This is a genomic window from Streptomyces sp. NPDC085460, assembly GCF_044541975.1.
In the GTDB taxonomy this organism is placed as follows: Bacteria; Actinomycetota; Actinomycetes; order Streptomycetales; family Streptomycetaceae; genus Streptomyces.
In genome coordinates, this window is sequence record NZ_JBITTO010000010.1 from 225,593 (window position 1) to 241,360 (window position 15,768).

Genomic DNA, 15,768 nt, shown 5'->3' on the forward strand with positions numbered 1-15,768 from the left:
TCAGCCCGCCTCGGCGAAGGCCGCGTCCATCTTCTTCGCCGCGTCGGCGGCGGCGGTCTTGACGTCCTTCCGGCCGCTGGCGATCTCCTGGAGCATCGTGGGGACGACGAGCGAGGAGTCGACGCGGCCCCAGGCGGCGGTGGCGGGGACGAACTTCGTGCCGGCGGCGAGGGTGTCGATGAAGGGCTTCACGAAGGGCTTGCGCTCGGCGGCGGCGGTGCGGACGTCGGTGAAGGTGGGCAGGAAGCCCATCGCGTCGAAGAGTTCGGCCTGGGTCTCCTTGCCGGTGAGGCTCTTCATCAGCTCCACGGCGAGGGTGCGGTGCGAGGTGGACTTGAGGACGCCGACGTTGTTGCCGCCGGCGAAGGCGGGGGCGATGGAGCCGGGGGTGGTGCCGGGCAGCGGGACGACCGCGTACTTGCCCTTGACCTGGCCCGCCTCGACGGCCGCGTGGCTGAAGTCGCCGCCGATGGCCATGCCGGCCTTGCCGGCGGCGAAGGCGGTGACGGTGGCGTTGCCGCCCATCTGGGCGCAGGTGGCGGCCGGGCAGTTGTCGTCGGCGAGGAGCGAGGTGTAGGTGCCGAGGCCCTTGAGGGCGGCCTCGGAGGTGAGCGCCGCCTTGTAGGCGCCGGAGCCGTCCTCGGTGGCGAGGTCGCCGCCGGCGGCCCAGACGAAGGGCAGGGCGCCGTAGGTGTAGGCGCCGCCGACGGCGATGCCGTACAGCTCGGGCTCGGCCTTGCGGATCTTCCTCGCGGTCGCGACGAGCTCGTCCTGGGTCTTGGGGGCGGTGAGGCCGTGCTCGCGGAAGACGTCGGTGCGGTAGTAGAGCGCGCGGACGCCGACGAAGAGCGGGGCGCCGTAGACCTTGCCGCCGACGGTGACGGACTCCCGGGCGGTGGGGTCGGTGTCGGCGGCCTGGTCCCAGGCGGAGAACTCGGCGGTGACGTCGGCGAGTCCGCCGTCCTTGACGTAGCCGGCGGTGTCGGTGTTGCCGAACTCGATGACGTCGGGGGCGGACTTCGGGTCGTTGAAGGCCGCCTTGACGCGCTGGGCGCGGGTCTCGACGGGGATGTACTCGACCTCGACGTCGGCGCCGGGGTGCTTCTTCTCGAAGGCGGCGACGGCCTTGTCGACGACCTTCTCCTTGGGCTGGTTGGCGACCTCCTGGAAGAGCCAGACGCGCAGGGTGCCGCTCTTCTCGTCCCCGCCGGCGGCGGGGGCGGAGGTCTGGGGCGCGCAGGCGGCCAGGACGAGGGCGGCGAGCGGCAGGGCGACGGGGGCGGTGATCCGGGCAGGAAGCTTCATGGGTTCCCCTCCGAGCAAGCGTTGCAACATACGCAACGGGCGTTTCGCAGTGCACAACAACAGCGGTGAGGTTAGGCGCGCCCGGCGATCACGACAAGAGGTCTCGACCACTTCGGGCCGGGGCGCGGCGTCCCGCGCGGGCCCGGAGCGGCGTGCGGCACGGCCCGGCCCGGCCTCCCGTTCGCTCCCGGCCCGGCCTCCCGCACGGCCCCCGGAAGCGCGTCCGCGCGGCCCCGGAAACGCGAAACGGCCCCCGTCGCGCGCACCGCTGGTGCGCGTGACGGGGGCCGTTCCCGACGGGACCGGAGAGGGGTTACTTCCCCTTGCCGCCCTTGTCCTTGTCCTTGTCGCCACCCGAGCCCATGGACTCGTAGATCTCCTTGCACATGGGGCAGACGGGGTACTTCTTGGGGTCGCGCCCCGGCACCCAGACCTTCCCGCAGAGGGCGACGACGGGAGTGCCGTCGAGGGCACTCGCCATGATCTTGTCCTTCTGGACGTAATGGGCGTAGCGCTCGTGGTCGCCGTCACCGTGGGACACCTGCGGCGTCGGCTCGACGAGGGTCCCCGTACCTGCCCCGCGCTCGGGCTCGAGAGTGCTCATGGCACCCAAGGGTACTGGGAGCGGCGGGCCTCAGTTGAGCGACGGGTCGTCCGGGTAGGTCGCGATCATCGCGAGCTCGCCGCGCTGCCGGCGGAGGACCTGGCGCCAGAGGGTCTCGGGGGTCGGCGAGGAGACGTCGCCGGGCTCGGACTCGACGACGTACCAGGCACCCTCGGTCAGTTCGGTCTCCAGCTGGCCGGGGCCCCAGCCGGCGTACCCGGCGAAGATGCGGAGCGCGCCGAGGGCGGGTCCGAGGAGCTCGGGCGGGGTCTCCAGGTCGACGAGTCCGATCGCGCCGAAGACCCGGCGCCAGCCGAGCGGCCCCTCGTCGCCGGGGATGACGGCGAGGCCGAGGGCCGCGTCGAGGGAGACCGGCCCGCCCTGGAAGACGACGCCCGGCTCGCCGGCGAGACCCGCCCAGGGGGCGAGCACGTCGCCGACGGTGACGGGGGTGGGCCGGTTGAGGACGACGCCGAGCGAGCCCTCGTCGTCGTGGTCGAGCAGCAGCACCACCGCGCGGTCGAAGTTCGGGTCCGCGAGGGCGGGGGTGGCCACGAGCAGCCGTCCTGTGAGCGAGGACACCTCGGTCATGCGACACATGATCCCGCATCTTCGGCCGTCGCGGGGGTTCTCGGGCACGATGCCGGGAAAGCGGTGGAGGCGGGACGAGCCTCGCAGGTCGGGAGGGGCGGGACAGGACGCCCCCGACCGCCCCGCCCGAACAACCGGACGGTGACAGTCCGCAAGATCGCGGAAACGGAGGGTGTTGTGCCGAATTCATTACATCTGCCAGGCACCCCGACCGGCCCGATCAGGGTCCAATGGCCCCTTACCCTTTTCTCTGGCCACCCGACCGACGACTCCGGAACGCGAGATTCATGACCGGCACAGACAGCCATGATGTACTGCTCGTCCATGGCGGAACCCCGCTGGAAGGCGAAATCCGCGTTCGCGGCGCGAAGAACCTCGTGCCCAAGGCGATGGTCGCCGCCCTGCTCGGCAGCGGCCCCAGCAGACTGCGCAACGTGCCCGACATCCGTGACGTCCGCGTCGTCCGCGGACTGCTCCAGCTGCACGGAGTGACGGTCCGGCCCGGCGAGGAGCCCGGCGAGCTGGTGCTCGACCCGACGCACGTCGAGTCCGCCAACGTCGCCGACATCGACGCCCACGCCGGCTCGTCGCGCATCCCGATCCTCTTCTGCGGCCCGCTGCTGCACCGCCTCGGCCACGCGTTCATCCCCGGCCTGGGCGGCTGCGACATCGGCGGCCGGCCGATCGACTTCCACTTCGACGTGCTCCGCCAGTTCGGCGCGACCATCGAGAAGCGGGCCGACGGGCAGTACCTGGAGGCCCCGCAGCGCCTTCGCGGCTGCAAGATCCGCCTCCCGTACCCCTCGGTCGGCTCGACCGAGCAGGTGCTGCTCACGGCGGTCCTCGCGGACGGCGTCACCGAGCTGTCGAACGCGGCCGTGGAGCCCGAGATCGAGGACCTGATCTGCGTCCTGCAGAAGATGGGCGCGATCATCTCCATGGACACCGACCGGACCATCCGGATCACCGGTGTCGACAAGCTCGACGGCTACACCCACCGGGCCCTCCCGGACCGCCTGGAGGCCGCCTCCTGGGCGTCCGCGGCGCTCGCCACCGAGGGCAACATCTACGTGCGCGGCGCCCAGCAGCGCTCGATGATGACCTTCCTCAACACGTACCGGAAGGTCGGCGGCGCCTTCGAGATCGACGACGAGGGCATCCGCTTCTGGCACCCGGGCGGCTCGCTGAACGCGATCCACCTGGAGACCGACGTCCACCCGGGCTTCCAGACCGACTGGCAGCAGCCCCTGGTCGTCGCCCTGACCCAGGCGTCCGGCCTCTCCATCGTCCACGAGACGGTGTACGAGTCCCGGCTGGGCTTCACCTCGGCGCTGAACCAGATGGGTGCCCACATCCAGCTGTACCGCGAGTGCCTGGGCGGCTCCGACTGCCGCTTCGGCCAGCGGAACTTCCTCCACTCGGCGGTCGTCAGCGGCCCCACCCGGCTCCAGGGCGCCGACCTGGTCATCCCGGACCTGCGCGGCGGCTTCTCGTACCTGATCGCGGCCCTCGCCGCCCAGGGCACCTCGCGGGTGCACGGCATCGAGCTGATCAACCGCGGCTACGAGAACTTCATGGAGAAGCTCGTGGAGCTCGGCGCGAAGGTCGAGCTGCCGGGCAGCGCGCTGGTCTAGCCACACGGGCCACGTGGCCTGGAGACGCCCTCGGGGCGTCTCCAGGCCCTGGAAGGCCCTGCGGGGCCTTCTCCCGGACGAACGGAAGGGCGGCCACCCCTGGAGGGGTGACCGCCCTTTCGCGCGCCTACAGGCCGCTTACTTGCCCTTGGCGGCTTCCTTGAGCTTCGAGCCCGCGGAGACCTTCACGCTGTAGCCGGCCGGGATGTTGATCGGGTCGCCGGTCTGCGGGTTACGAGCGGTGCGAGCGGCACGGTGGGTGCGCTCGAAGGTCAGGAAGCCGGGGATGGTGACCTTCTCGTCGCCCTTGGCGACGACCTCGCCGACGGTCTCGGCGAGGGCGGCCAGCACGGCGTCGGCGTCCTTGCGGGTCACCTCGGCGCGGTCGGCCAGCGCGGCCACCAGCTCACTGCGGTTCATGTTGTTACTCCCGTGTTCTTCTTGCCTGTGAGGCGTGAGATCGAAGCCGATGCTGCCAGGGGCCTCGGACAGTCCCCGGAACCGGGGCTGCCTCTCGTGGATCCCTCGCGCCCTGGGGGTTCCCCCCTGGACGAAGTCCTCGGGGGAGCATCCTGCCCCCACCAGCGGCGGGAACGCCAATCCGGCACCCCCTGGGGTCACACGAAAAGCGCCGGAGCCCCCTGGTGGTGACGTAGCGTCGACTCCCCGCAAACGGTGCGGAGCCGAAAAGCCACCCTAAAGGCGGGTTTACGGCTCCGCGAATCGCGACACGCTCGGGGTACCGCTCCCCGGTGACGTCAGGCGCCGGCGCCCGCGGCCTTCGCGGCGGTGCGGACCGCCCCGGCGACGGCGCCCGCGACCTTGTCGTTGAAGACCGACGGGATGATGTAGTTCGGGTTCAGCTCGTCCTCGGTGACGACGTCCGCGAGGGCGCTGGCGGCGGCGAGCATCATCTCGGTGTTGACCGTGCGGGACTGGGCGTCGAGCAGACCGCGGAAGACGCCGGGGAAGACCAGCACGTTGTTGATCTGGTTCGGGAAGTCCGAGCGGCCGGTGGCGACCACGGCGGCGGTCTGCCGGGCGGCGGCCGGGTCGACCTCCGGGTCGGGGTTCGCGAGCGCGAACACGATGGAGTCCTCGGCCATCGCGGCCACGTCCTCCGCGCCCAGCAGGTTCGGGGCCGACACGCCGATGAACACGTCCGCGCCGACGACGGCCTGCTTGAGGGTGCCGGTGACGCCCTCGGGGTTGGTGTTGTCGGCGATCCAGCGCAGCGGCGAGTCGGCCGGGGCGGCCACCAGGTCCTCGCGGCCCGCGTGGACGACGCCGTGGATGTCGGCGACGACGGCGTGCTTCACACCGGCGGCGAGCAGCAGCTTCAGGATGGCCGTACCGGCCGCGCCGGCGCCGGACATGACGACCCGTACGTCCCCGACGCCCTTGCCGACCACGCGGAGCGCGTTGGTGAGAGCGGCGAGGACGACGATCGCGGTGCCGTGCTGGTCGTCGTGGAAGACCGGGATGTCCAGGGCCTCGCGGAGCCGGGCCTCGATCTCGAAGCAGCGGGGCGCGGAGATGTCCTCCAGGTTGATGCCCGCGAAGCCGGGGGCGATCGCACGGACGATGGCGACGATTTCGTCGGTGTCCTGGGTGTCCAGGCAGATCGGCCAGGCGTCGATGCCGGCGAAGCGCTTGAAGAGGGCCGCCTTGCCCTCCATGACGGGCAGCGCGGCCTTGGGGCCGATGTTGCCGAGGCCGAGGACGGCGGAGCCGTCGGTGACGACCGCGACCGAGTTGCGCTTGATGGTGAGGCGGCGGGCGTCCTCGGGGTTCTCGGCGATCGCCATGCACACGCGGGCGACGCCCGGGGTGTAGATCATGGACAGGTCGTCACGGTTGCGGATGGGGTGCTTGGACGCCATCTCGATCTTGCCGCCGAGGTGCATCAGGAACGTACGGTCGGAGACCTTGCCGAGGACGACGCCCTCGATGTCCCGCAGCCGCTCGACGATCTCGTCGGCGTGCGCGGTGGAGGTCGCGGCGATGGTGACGTCGATCCGGAGCTTCTCGTGCCCCGAGGCCGTGACGTCGAGGCCGGTGACGGAACCTCCGTGGGACTCGACCGCCGCCGTGAGCTGCGAGACCGCGGTGCCGCTCGCGGGCACCTCCAGCCGGACCGTCATCGAGTACGAGACGCTGGGCGCCGTTGCCATGGCCGGGTTCCTCTGCTTTCCCTAGCTTCGTTGCTACGCCGCCCCGGCTCGTTGCCTGGCGGCGCCCTCCGATCGTCGCACCTACCTGCCGGTAGCAGGTAATGCGGTCATTTTGTTTTCGGAAAGTAGTTTCCACCATACGAGAGTCGTGCGAACAACAGAAGGGGCCCCGGTCATCGGAAGACGACCGGGGCCCCAACTTCGTATGTATGTCTAAGTGACACCGACCCGCCATGCTCGCCTCGCGGCAAGTGGTCCCTCTGAGGGACGAAGGTTGGGCCCGGGGGCTTGGATCGAGCCGGTGTCACGGACAAGGCTAACAAAGCCTCCGCGAAGGTGATTCCCCCGGCGCGTGTTGACCTGAATTCGCCACCGGGACACCCCCGTCCGGCCCCTGGATCCGCCCCGGGGAGCCCGTCCGGCCCCCCGCTCGGTCCCTCAGGAGGTCCGGCCCTCCGCTCAGTCCCTCAGCAGGTCCGGGACGCCCGCCTCGTCCGGCAGGTCGCGCTCCCCCGAGAGCACCGTGAGCGCCTGTGTCGAACGGGTGAGGGCGACGTACAGGACGCGCAGCCCCGCCGGGGACTCGTCGGCGATCTCGGCCGGGGAGACGACCAGGGTGGCGTCGTACTCCAGGCCCTTCGCCTCCAGCGAGCCCAGCGCCACCACCCGGTCGCCCAGGCCGCCGAGCCAGCGGGCGGCCTCCGCCCGGCGGTCCATGGCGACGACCACGCCGACCGTGCCCTCGACCTCGGCGAGCAGCCGCTCCGCCTCGGACCGCACGGTTCCGGCCAGATCGCCGCCCTTGGCGACGGCGACGAAGCGCGGCTCGACGCCGGTCGAGCGGACCGCCTTCGGCGACTCCTTGCCCGGCATGGCGAGGGCGAGGACCTTGGCGGCCAGCTCGGCGATCTCGGCCGGGTTCCGGTAGTTCACCGTCAGCTCGAAGCGGCGGCGCGGCCGGGAGCCCAGCGCCTCGTCCCGGGCGGCGGCGGCCTCGTCGGGGTCGGACCAGGAGGACTGGGCCGGGTCGCCGACGATCGTCCAGGTGGCGTGCCGGCCGCGCCGGCCGACCATCCGCCACTGCATGGGCGTCAGGTCCTGCGCCTCGTCGACGATGACGTGGGCGTACTCGGTGCGCTCGGCGGCGAGCCGCTCGGCCCGTTCGCGCTGGGTCTCCTCCCGTACCGGCATCAGCTCCTCCAGGCCGGTCAGCTGGTCCAGCGGGTCGTACTCCCGCTTCCGCTTCGGCCGGGCCGGGGCGCCGAGCAGGGTGTGCAGCTCGTCCAGGAGGGCCACGTCGTGGACGGAGACGCCCGGGCGGCGCAGCGAGCGGGCGATCCGGCGGACCTCGCCCGGGTTGAGGACCCGGCGGGCCCAGCGGCCGAGCCGCTTCTCGTCGGCCATGGCGTCGAGGACCTGGCGCGGGGTCAGCTCCGGCCACCAGGCGTCGAGGAAGCCGAGGAAGGAGTCCTCGGTGGAGACGTCCTCGTCGAAGGAGGAGCGCAGCTCGGCGGCGAGCTCCGGGTCGCTGTGCCGTCCGGCCGCGCCCGAGCGGGCGTACAGGGCGTCGAGGAGGAGCCGGCGGGCGCGCGGGCGCAGCAGGTTGACGGGCGCGGTGCCGGAGAGCACGTTCTGCCGGATCCGCCGCAGCTCGCCCTCCTCCAGTTCGAGCCGCCGCCCGAAGGCGACGACGCGGAGCAGCTTCGGCGTGTCGGGCCGGTCCAGGGCGCCTCGGGCGGCCTTGCGGAGCACGGCGAGCATCCGCGACGACCCCTTGATCCGGGAGACGGCGGGCTCGTCGTAGGTATCGGCCACGCTCCCGGCCGCGTCCTCGGCGAGATCGCCGAGCGCCCGGATGGCGACCTGCCCCTCCTCGCCCAGGGAGGGCAGCACGCCCTCGGTGTACGAGACGAGCAGCGGGGTCGGCGAGACGATCAGGATGCCGCCGGCGTACCGCCTGCGGTCCTGGTAGAGCAGGTACGCGGCCCGGTGCAGCGCCACGGCGGTCTTCCCGGTGCCCGGCCCGCCCTCGACGTACGTGACGGAGGCGGCGGGCGCGCGGATGACGAGGTCCTGCTCGGCCTGGATGGACGAGACGATGTCCCGCATGGTGTGGGAGCGGGCCTGCCCGAGGGCGGCCATCAGCGCGCCGTCGCCGATCACCGGCAGTTCGGCGCCGCGCAGGCTCGCCTTCAGCTCGGGGCGCATCAGGTCGTCCTCGACGCCGAGGACCCGGCGCCCCTTCGACCGGATGACCCGGCGGCGGACGACCCGGCCCGGCTCGACGGGCGTGGACCGGTAGAAGGGCGCGGCGGCGGGGGCGCGCCAGTCGATGACGAGCGGGGAGTAGTCGGCGTCCAGGACGCCGATGCGGCCGATGTGCAGGGTCTCGCCGATGTCGGCGGTGTTGTCGGGCCGGATGGCGTCGTCGGCGGGCTCCACGGACGTGTAGGCGCCGTCCGGCCCCTTCACCCCGTCCTTCCCGTCCAGCAGGTCGATCCGGCCGAACAGGAAGTCCTCGAACTCGTTGTTGAGCCGGTTGAGGTGGACTCCGGCGCGGAATACCTGGGCGTCGCGCTCGGCCAGGGCGCCGGGCGTGCCGACGTGCCCCTTCTGAGCGGCGTCGTTCATCAGGAACTCCGCCTCGTGGATCTTCTCCTCCAGGCGGCGGTAGACCTGGTCCAGATGTTCCTGCTCGACGCCGATCTCACGGTCTCTGACCGTGTCGACGGCTTCCTGCGCGGCCACTCGGGCCCCCTTCTGACGTGCACTGGGCAGCCGTCAAAGGTACGCCACCGGTGGCCGCCGTGTCAGGCGAGGGGCGGCGCCTCGTCGTGCAGGATCCGCTGGAAGAGGTGGTGGTCGCGCCAGGCGCCGGCGATGTGCAGGTACCGGGGCGCGGTCCCGATCCGCTCGAACCCGCTTTTGGCGAGGACGCGCTGGGAGGCGTGGTTGTCGGGCATGGCGCACGCCTCGATGCGGTGCAGGCCGAGCGTGTCGCGGGAGGCCCGCAGGACCTCCTCGGTGAGCGTGGTGGCGATGCCCCGCCCGTTGTACTCGCCGTCGACCCAGTACCCGAGGCTGGCGCTGCGGAACGGCCCGAGCACGATGCCGGAGAGGATTGCGGCGCCGACGATCCGCTCCCCGTCGACGGCGAACCACCGCCGCCCGCCGTCCGCCAGCCGCTCGGCCTGCGCCTCCGCGGTGTAGTACGCCTCCGCCCTGACGGGCTCGTACGCCCGCATGTGCGCGCGGTTCCGCGTGAGCGCGTCGGCGAGCGCGTGCGCGTCCCCGGCGACCGCTTCCCTGACCATGACCCCGTCAACCATGCCCGTACGCTACCGCCGCCCCGCTCCACGCCGCGCCCGCCGTACCGTCGCGGGCCTACCCCCCGCCGCCCTCCCCGTCCTCCGCCAGCGGGTCCAGCGACAGCCGGTAGCCGCGTTTGACGACCGTCTGGATGAGCTTCGGCGTGCCGAGCGACGCCCGCAGCCGCGCCATCGCCGTCTCGACCGCGTGCTCGTCGCGCCCCGCCCCCGGCAGCGCCCGCAGCAGGTCCGCGCGGGACACCACCCAGCCGGGCCGCCGGGCCAGCAGCCCGAGCAGCGCCATCCCGGCCGGCGGCACGGGCCGCAGCGCCCCGTCGACCAGGACCGCGTGGCCCCGGATCTCGACGCGGTGGCCGGCGACGGGCAGCACCCGGGACCGCGCGGGCAGCTCGGTGCAGAGGAGCTGCACGAGCGGACCGAGCCGGAACCGTTCGGGCTGGTACGTCGGGATCTCCTCGGCCTGGAGCGGCAGCGCCGTCACCGGCCCCACGCACACCGCGAGCGTCTCGTGCCGCAGCGCCTCGACGACCCGCTCCCGTACCCCCCGCTCCGCCGCCCGCGCGAAGAGCGACGCCGCCGCCGGGGCGCTGGTGAAGGCGACCGCGTCGACGGAGCCGGCCACCACCGCGTCGATGAGCCGGTCGAGCGGCCCGAGGTCCTCCGGCGGCATCCACCGGTAGACGGGCACGCCCACCACGCTCGCCCCGGCCGCGGTGAGCGCCTCGACGAAGCCGGGGAGCGGTTCGCCGTGGAGCTGGAGGGCGATCCGCCGCCCGGCGACGCCTTCGGCGAGGAGCCGGTCGAGGACCTCGGCCATGGACTCGGAGGAGGGCGACCAGGACTCGGTGAGTCCGGCGGCCCGTACGGCTCCCTTGACCTTGGGTCCGCGGGCGAGGAGTTCGACCCCGCGCAGCGCGTCGAGGAGTTCGGTGCCGTACCCCCAGCCCTCGGCCGCCTCGACCCACCCGCGGAAGCCGATCGCGGTGGTGGCGACGACGACGTCCGGCGTGTTGCCGATGATCTCCTTGGTGGCGGTGAGGAGTTCGGTGTCGTCGGCGAGGGGGACGATCCGCAGCGCGGGCCCGTGCACGACGGCCGCGCCGCGCCGGCGCAGCAGGGCGATGAGTTCGTCCGCGCGCCGGGCCGCGGTGACGCCGACGGTGAAGCCGGCCAGGGGTCCGTGTTCGTGCTGGTCCATGGGCATCGAGGGTGGCGCGGACGCGTGACGGTCGGGGTTCACGCGTATTTCCTGGTCGTTACGGTACGCGCCCGGCACCCCGTCTCACACCTTCGCGTAGCCGGGCCGGGTCTCCGGGTCCTCCGCGCCCTCCGCGGTGTCGGGGACCACGGGCGGGCGCCGAAGGTATACCGCCCAGGTGACGGCCATGCAGGCGGCGTAGAAGGCGAGGAAGGCGACGAAGGCGCCGGTGCCGGTGCCGACGGTCTGGAAGGACTGCCGGAAGGCGAGGTTGATGCCGAGGCCGCCGATGCCTCCGACGGCCCCGATGAGGCCCATGGAGGCGCCGGAGAGCCGCCGTCCGTACGCCTCGGCGGTCTCGCCGCTCAGGCCCTTGCGGTGCCCCTGGGCGAGGAAGATCGCCGGGATCATCTTGAAGGTGGAGCCGTTGCCGAGGCCGCTGAGGACGAAGAGGGCGATGAAGCCGACGAGGAAGACGGTGAGCGACTCGATGACGGAGGCCCAGATCACGACACCGGTCGCGGCGGACATGGCGGCGAAGGTGGCGAGGGTGATGCGGGCGCCGCCGTGCTTGTCGGCGAGGGAGCCGCCGAAGGGGCGGATCAGGGAGCCGAGCAGGGGGCCGATGAAGGTGAGCGAGGCGGCCTGGAGCGGGGTGCGGCCGAACTGGGTCTGGAGGACGAGGCCGAAGGCGAAGCTGTAGCCGATGAAGGAGCCGAAGGTCCCGATGTACAGGAACGCCATGATCCAGGTGTGGCGGGCCCGGACGGCCTCGCGGAAGGCCCCGGTGTCGTTCTTCACGGGCGTGAGGTTGTCCATGAAGAGCGCGGAGCAGACGGTCGCGACGATGATCAGCGGCAGGTAGACGCCGAGCACGATCCTCGGGTGCATGGCCCCCGCGGTGCCGATGACGAGGAGGCCGACGAGCTGGACGACGGGGACGCCGATGTTGCCGCCGCCGGCGTTCAGGCCGAGCGCCCAGCCCTTCTTCCGGAGCGGGAAGAAGGCGTTGATGTTGGTCATGGAGGAGGCGAAGTTGCCGCCACCGACGCCCGTGAGGGCCGCCACCAGGACGAAGGTGGAATAGGACGTGCCGGGTTCCATCACGGCGAAGGCGAGACCGGTCGGCAGGAGCAGCAACAGGGCGCTGAAGACGGTCCAGTTGCGGCCGCCGAAGCGGGCGACGACGAAGGTGTACGGGATGCGGATCAGCGCACCGACGAGGGTGGCGGTGCCGATGAGGAAGAACTTCCCGGCGGGGTCGATGCCGTACTCCGGCCCCATGAAGAGGACCATGACGGACCACAGGCTCCAGATGGAGAAGCCGATGTGCTCGGAGAGGACGGAGAAGACGAGGTTGCGACGGGCGATCCGCTCGCCCTTCTCCTTCCAGAAGGTCTCGTCCTCCGGTTCCCAGACGTCGATCCAGCGCCCGCGCATCTCGCACCTCCACGGTGTCGGATCCACTTCCGGATCCTGGTGCCCCCGACCCTAGGCAGGCCGCGTTTCAGGGCCGTGCCGCGAGGTGACGTCGGCGGAACCGTGCTCTCACCCGTACGAGGGGGGCCGTGTGAGCGCCGCGGCGGGGCTACCCCGGCACCCCGGGCTCCCCCTCGGGCAGCCAGGAGCCGGCCGGCCGGTCGCGCCAGCCCTCCCGCTCCCCCAGTTCGGCGGCGGCCGCGCGGAGGGCGTCGAGGCCGGGGTGGCGCAGGCCCTTGCGCCAGACGAGGCTGACGGGCGAGAGGGGGACGGGGTCGACGAGGGGCCGCAGGACGCAGCCGGGCATGGGCGGGAAGCCGACGACGGCGAGGACCGGGTGCCGGTGCTTGGCCATGATCCGCCGGAACTCCTCCTGTCCGACGGCGAGCGGCGCGGGCGGCGAGAGGTGGATGCCGCGCCCGTCGAAGAGCCGGACGGCCAGGTCGGTCCACTCGGGGGTGCGGTCGTTGCCCGCGCCGGCGTAGAGGTGTTCGCCGGCGAGCCGGCCGAGCGGCACCTCGGGCAGTCCGGCGAGCGGGTGGTCCTCGGGCAGGACGACCGCCATCGGCTCGTACCGCACGAACTGCGCGTCGAGCCGGGCCCGCAGGCCCGGCGCGAGTCCGCCGTACCGTCCGAAGGAGGCGTCGAGGCGTCCGGCCAGGATCTCTCCCGCGGCGCCGGTGAGCCCGGACTCGAAGCGGGCCATCAGCTCCTGTTCGGGGGCGAGTTCGCGGGCGCGGCGCAGGATGCGGTCGTGGACGAGGCCGGGCGAGTTGAGGTCGACGAGGAGCGGCCGGTGCTCGGTCCCGAAGGCGTCGCGGAGCGCGTCGTGGGCGTCGAGGACCCGCCGGGCGTACGGGAGGAGCCGTTCGCCGTCCGGGGTGAGGGCGACCTGCCGGGTCGTCCGCGCGAAGAGCGGGGCGCCCACCTCGCGCTCCAGGCGCCGGATGTCCCGGCTGAGCGCCTGCTGGGCGACGAAGAGGCGGCCGGCGGCGCGCGTGAAGTGCAGTTCCTCCGCGACGGCGGTGAAGGCGCGCAGCAGCCGGGGTTCGATGTCGTACGGTGTGACCACCCGCCGCATTCAACAACACAGGTGCGTGAATGGCGACCGTACAGGTGTTGGACGGTCCCGGCGGGCGGGCCCGAGCCTGGTCCCATGCCGCACCAGCTTCTCGTCCCCACCCCTGCGGGCCCGGGCCTGGCCCCCCGCTACCGCGAGCGCCCCGCCGCGCTCCCCCGCAACCCGTACCTCCGTCTCTTCGCCCTCCCCGGCACGCGCGCGTTCACCGCCGGGAACCTGATCGCCCGGCTGCCCTCGGGCATGTTCGGCATCAGCGCGGTGATCATGATCTCGGCGGCGTACGACTCCTACGCCCTGGCGGGTGCGGTCACCGCGACCGGCCTGGTGGCGGGGGCGCTGACGGCGCCCTGGACCGCCCGGCTGATCGACCGGCACGGACAGGCCGCGGTCGCCGTGCCGGCCGCCGCCGTCGCCGTCCTCGGGCATGTGCTGCTCCTGCTGTGCGTCCGGGGGCACGCGCCCGCGTGGGCGCTGTTCAGCGCGATCGCGCTGACCGCCACGACCCCGAACACGGGCGGCATGTCCCGGGCCCGGTGGGCGCACCTGCTGCGCGGCGACCCGGCGGCGCTGCACACCGCGAACGCCTTCGAGCAGGCCGCCGACGAACTGTGCTTCATGCTCGGCCCGGTGCTCGCGGCGGTGGTCTGCTCGGCGCTCTTCCCGGAGGCGGGCACGCTGGTGGCCGCCGTCCTGCTGCTCACCGGGGTGCTGCTCTTCACCGCCCAGCGCGCGACCGAGCCGCCGGTGGCCCCGCGCACGGCGGCGGGCTCGCCGCTGCGGGCGCCGGGGATGGTCCCGCTGCTCGTGGTCTTCGTCGCCACCGGCGCGATCTTCGGTTCGATGGAGGTGACGGCGCTGGCGTTCGTGGACGGCCCGGTCGCGGGCCCCGTCCTGGCGCTCCAGGCGGCGGGCTCCTGCGCGGCCGGCCTGCTCTACGGCCGGGCCCGCCGCACCGCGGGCCTGCGCGCCTGCCTGGCGGCGATGACGGTGGTGATGGCGGCCCCGCTGCTCGCCGCCTCGACGGGCTCCCTCCTGGCGCTGGCCGCGGGTCTTCTCGTGGCGGGCATGGCGACCGCGCCGACGATGGTCACGGGCATGGCCCTGGTCCAGCGGCTGACCCCGCCCGCCCAGCTGAACGAGGGCATGACCCTGGCGGTGACCGCCCTCCTGGCGGGCATCGCCACGGGCTCCGCCACCGCCGGCTGGACCGCCGACCACGCCCCGACCCCGCTCCTCGGCTTCGCCCTCCCGGTGACGGCGGCGGCCGTGGCGCTCGCGCTGTGCGCGGCGACCGGCGTCGGCCGCCGGGCTCGGTAGGGGACGCGGGAACGACAGAGGCCCGGCGGTCGCTCGCGCGACCACCGGGCCTCTGCCCACATGGGATGAGTGGAGATGGCGGGAATCGAACCCGCGTCCAACGGTGCGGAACCAGGGCTTCTCCGTGTGCAGTCTGGTACGAGTTTCTCAGCCCTCCGGATCACCCAGACAAGTCCGGAACGGGCTCAGTCACTGTGTGATTTCCCTCTTCACCCCGTGACCGGGATCAAGGTTTAGTCCCCTTCATGATGCCAGGATCCGGGTCGGGAACAGCCCCGGGCTGACACTTCGCAAGTCGCTACTTAGGCAGCGAGGGCGAAGGAATCGCGCTTGGTGTTGGCGATTATTGGTTTCGGCGCGTGGTTTACGAGATCATTGCCGCTTCCTCGACACGCTTCCCCTGCTTCGACATCCGCTGTCGAAACCGATCATCCCCATGTTGTTTTTTCAAAAGACGCGCCCTCGGTGGGGTGCGCTGCCCATCGTACGTGACCGGCGGCCACGGTTGCCAGCGGATTAACGCGCCTGGGCGGCCCGCTGGCGCCGCTTCGCCGCCGCGATCGCCCGCGCGGTCTCGCGCGTGTCCTGCTTCTCGCGGAGCGTCTGGCGCTTGTCGAACTCCTTCTTGCCCTTGGCGAGCGCGATCTCGCACTTCACCCGGCCGCCCAGGAAGTACAGCGCGAGGGGCACGATCGTGTGACCCGTCTCCGACGCCTTCTGCTCCAGCTTGTCGATCTCCGCCCGGTGCAGCAGCAGCTTCCGCTTCCGCTTCGCCGAGTGGTTGGTCCAGCTGCCCTGCATGTACTCGGGGACGTGGATGTTGTACAGCCACGCCTCATGGCCCTCGATCTGGACGAAGCCGTCCACCAGCGAGGCCCGCCCCATCCGGAGCGACTTCACCTCCGTACCCATGAGCGCCACGCCCGCCTCGTACGTGTCGAGGATGAGGTAGTCGTGGCGCGCCTTCTTGTTCTGCGCGATGAGCTTGCGCTCCGGCCCCTTGTCCTGGGCCTTCTTGGCAGGCTTGCCCTGCACGTTGACGAGTCCCTTAGCCAT

13 protein-coding genes and 1 other RNA gene are annotated in these 15,768 nt (G+C 72.3%); 2 read left to right on the forward strand and 12 right to left on the reverse strand.

Translation table 11 applies throughout. The features are described from left to right. The 3 genes from ACIGHB_RS26585 to ACIGHB_RS26595 form a co-directional block, all read right to left on the reverse strand. Nucleotides 1-1,305 (reverse strand): extracellular solute-binding protein, encoded by a 1,305-nt coding sequence (locus ACIGHB_RS26585; RefSeq protein ID WP_360311991.1) that lies wholly within the window; start codon nt 1,303-1,305, stop codon nt 1-3. Between the two features lie 313 nt (nt 1,306-1,618). Continuing rightward, entirely contained in the window at nt 1,619-1,909 is a 291-nt protein-coding gene (locus ACIGHB_RS26590; RefSeq protein WP_037879418.1) for a DUF3039 domain-containing protein, read from the reverse strand. Nucleotides 1,910-1,939: 30 nt separating this feature from the next. Continuing rightward, nucleotides 1,940-2,500, reverse strand: a complete 561-nt coding sequence (locus tag ACIGHB_RS26595) for a YqgE/AlgH family protein (RefSeq protein ID WP_360320396.1) — start codon at nt 2,498-2,500, stop codon at nt 1,940-1,942. A gap of 287 nt (nt 2,501-2,787) precedes the next feature. On the opposite strand from ACIGHB_RS26595, the gene murA reads away from it, so the two are divergent. Next, the gene (murA, locus tag ACIGHB_RS26600; RefSeq protein ID WP_360320393.1) at nt 2,788-4,134 is read left to right on the forward strand and encodes a UDP-N-acetylglucosamine 1-carboxyvinyltransferase; all 1,347 of its coding nucleotides are present in this window, start codon (nt 2,788-2,790) and stop codon (nt 4,132-4,134) included. Nucleotides 4,135-4,272: 138 nt separating this feature from the next. Here murA and ACIGHB_RS26605 read toward each other — a convergent pair whose 3' ends face one another. From ACIGHB_RS26605 to ACIGHB_RS26635, 7 genes are all read right to left on the reverse strand, one after another. Further along, nucleotides 4,273-4,554, reverse strand: a complete 282-nt coding sequence (locus ACIGHB_RS26605) for an HU family DNA-binding protein (RefSeq protein WP_017237029.1) — start codon at nt 4,552-4,554, stop codon at nt 4,273-4,275. A gap of 338 nt (nt 4,555-4,892) precedes the next feature. Then, nucleotides 4,893-6,308, reverse strand: a complete 1,416-nt coding sequence (locus tag ACIGHB_RS26610; RefSeq protein ID WP_360320390.1) for an NAD-dependent malic enzyme — start codon at nt 6,306-6,308, stop codon at nt 4,893-4,895. A gap of 459 nt (nt 6,309-6,767) precedes the next feature. After that, nucleotides 6,768-9,056, reverse strand: coding sequence for a HelD family protein (locus ACIGHB_RS26615; RefSeq protein ID WP_399916401.1), 2,289 nt, complete (start codon nt 9,054-9,056; stop codon nt 6,768-6,770). A gap of 62 nt (nt 9,057-9,118) precedes the next feature. Continuing rightward, nucleotides 9,119-9,637, reverse strand: a complete 519-nt coding sequence (locus ACIGHB_RS26620; RefSeq protein ID WP_360320384.1) for a GNAT family protein — start codon at nt 9,635-9,637, stop codon at nt 9,119-9,121. A gap of 55 nt (nt 9,638-9,692) precedes the next feature. After that, entirely contained in the window at nt 9,693-10,835 is a 1,143-nt protein-coding gene (locus ACIGHB_RS26625; RefSeq protein WP_399916403.1) for a uroporphyrinogen-III synthase, read from the reverse strand. Between the two features lie 84 nt (nt 10,836-10,919). Beyond that, nucleotides 10,920-12,275 (reverse strand): nitrate/nitrite transporter, encoded by a 1,356-nt coding sequence (locus ACIGHB_RS26630; RefSeq protein WP_399916405.1) that lies wholly within the window; start codon nt 12,273-12,275, stop codon nt 10,920-10,922. Between the two features lie 148 nt (nt 12,276-12,423). Beyond that, nucleotides 12,424-13,386: a LysR family transcriptional regulator gene (locus tag ACIGHB_RS26635; protein ID WP_399916407.1), complete on the reverse strand. Its 963-nt coding sequence runs from the start codon at nt 13,384-13,386 to the stop codon at nt 12,424-12,426. Between the two features lie 84 nt (nt 13,387-13,470). On the opposite strand from ACIGHB_RS26635, the gene ACIGHB_RS26640 reads away from it, so the two are divergent. Continuing rightward, a complete protein-coding gene (locus ACIGHB_RS26640; protein ID WP_399916409.1) occupies nt 13,471-14,712 on the forward strand; it encodes an MFS transporter in 1,242 nt (413 codons plus the stop codon). Nucleotides 14,713-14,779: 67 nt separating this feature from the next. Here the strand turns inward: ACIGHB_RS26640 and ssrA are convergent. Both ssrA and smpB read right to left on the reverse strand, forming a co-directional pair. Further along, nucleotides 14,780-15,148: a transfer-messenger RNA gene (gene ssrA / locus ACIGHB_RS26645) on the reverse strand. An 80-nt stretch (nt 15,149-15,228) separates the two neighbouring features. Next, nucleotides 15,229-15,768 (reverse strand): SsrA-binding protein SmpB, encoded by a 540-nt coding sequence (smpB, locus tag ACIGHB_RS26650; protein WP_360320369.1) that lies wholly within the window; start codon nt 15,766-15,768, stop codon nt 15,229-15,231.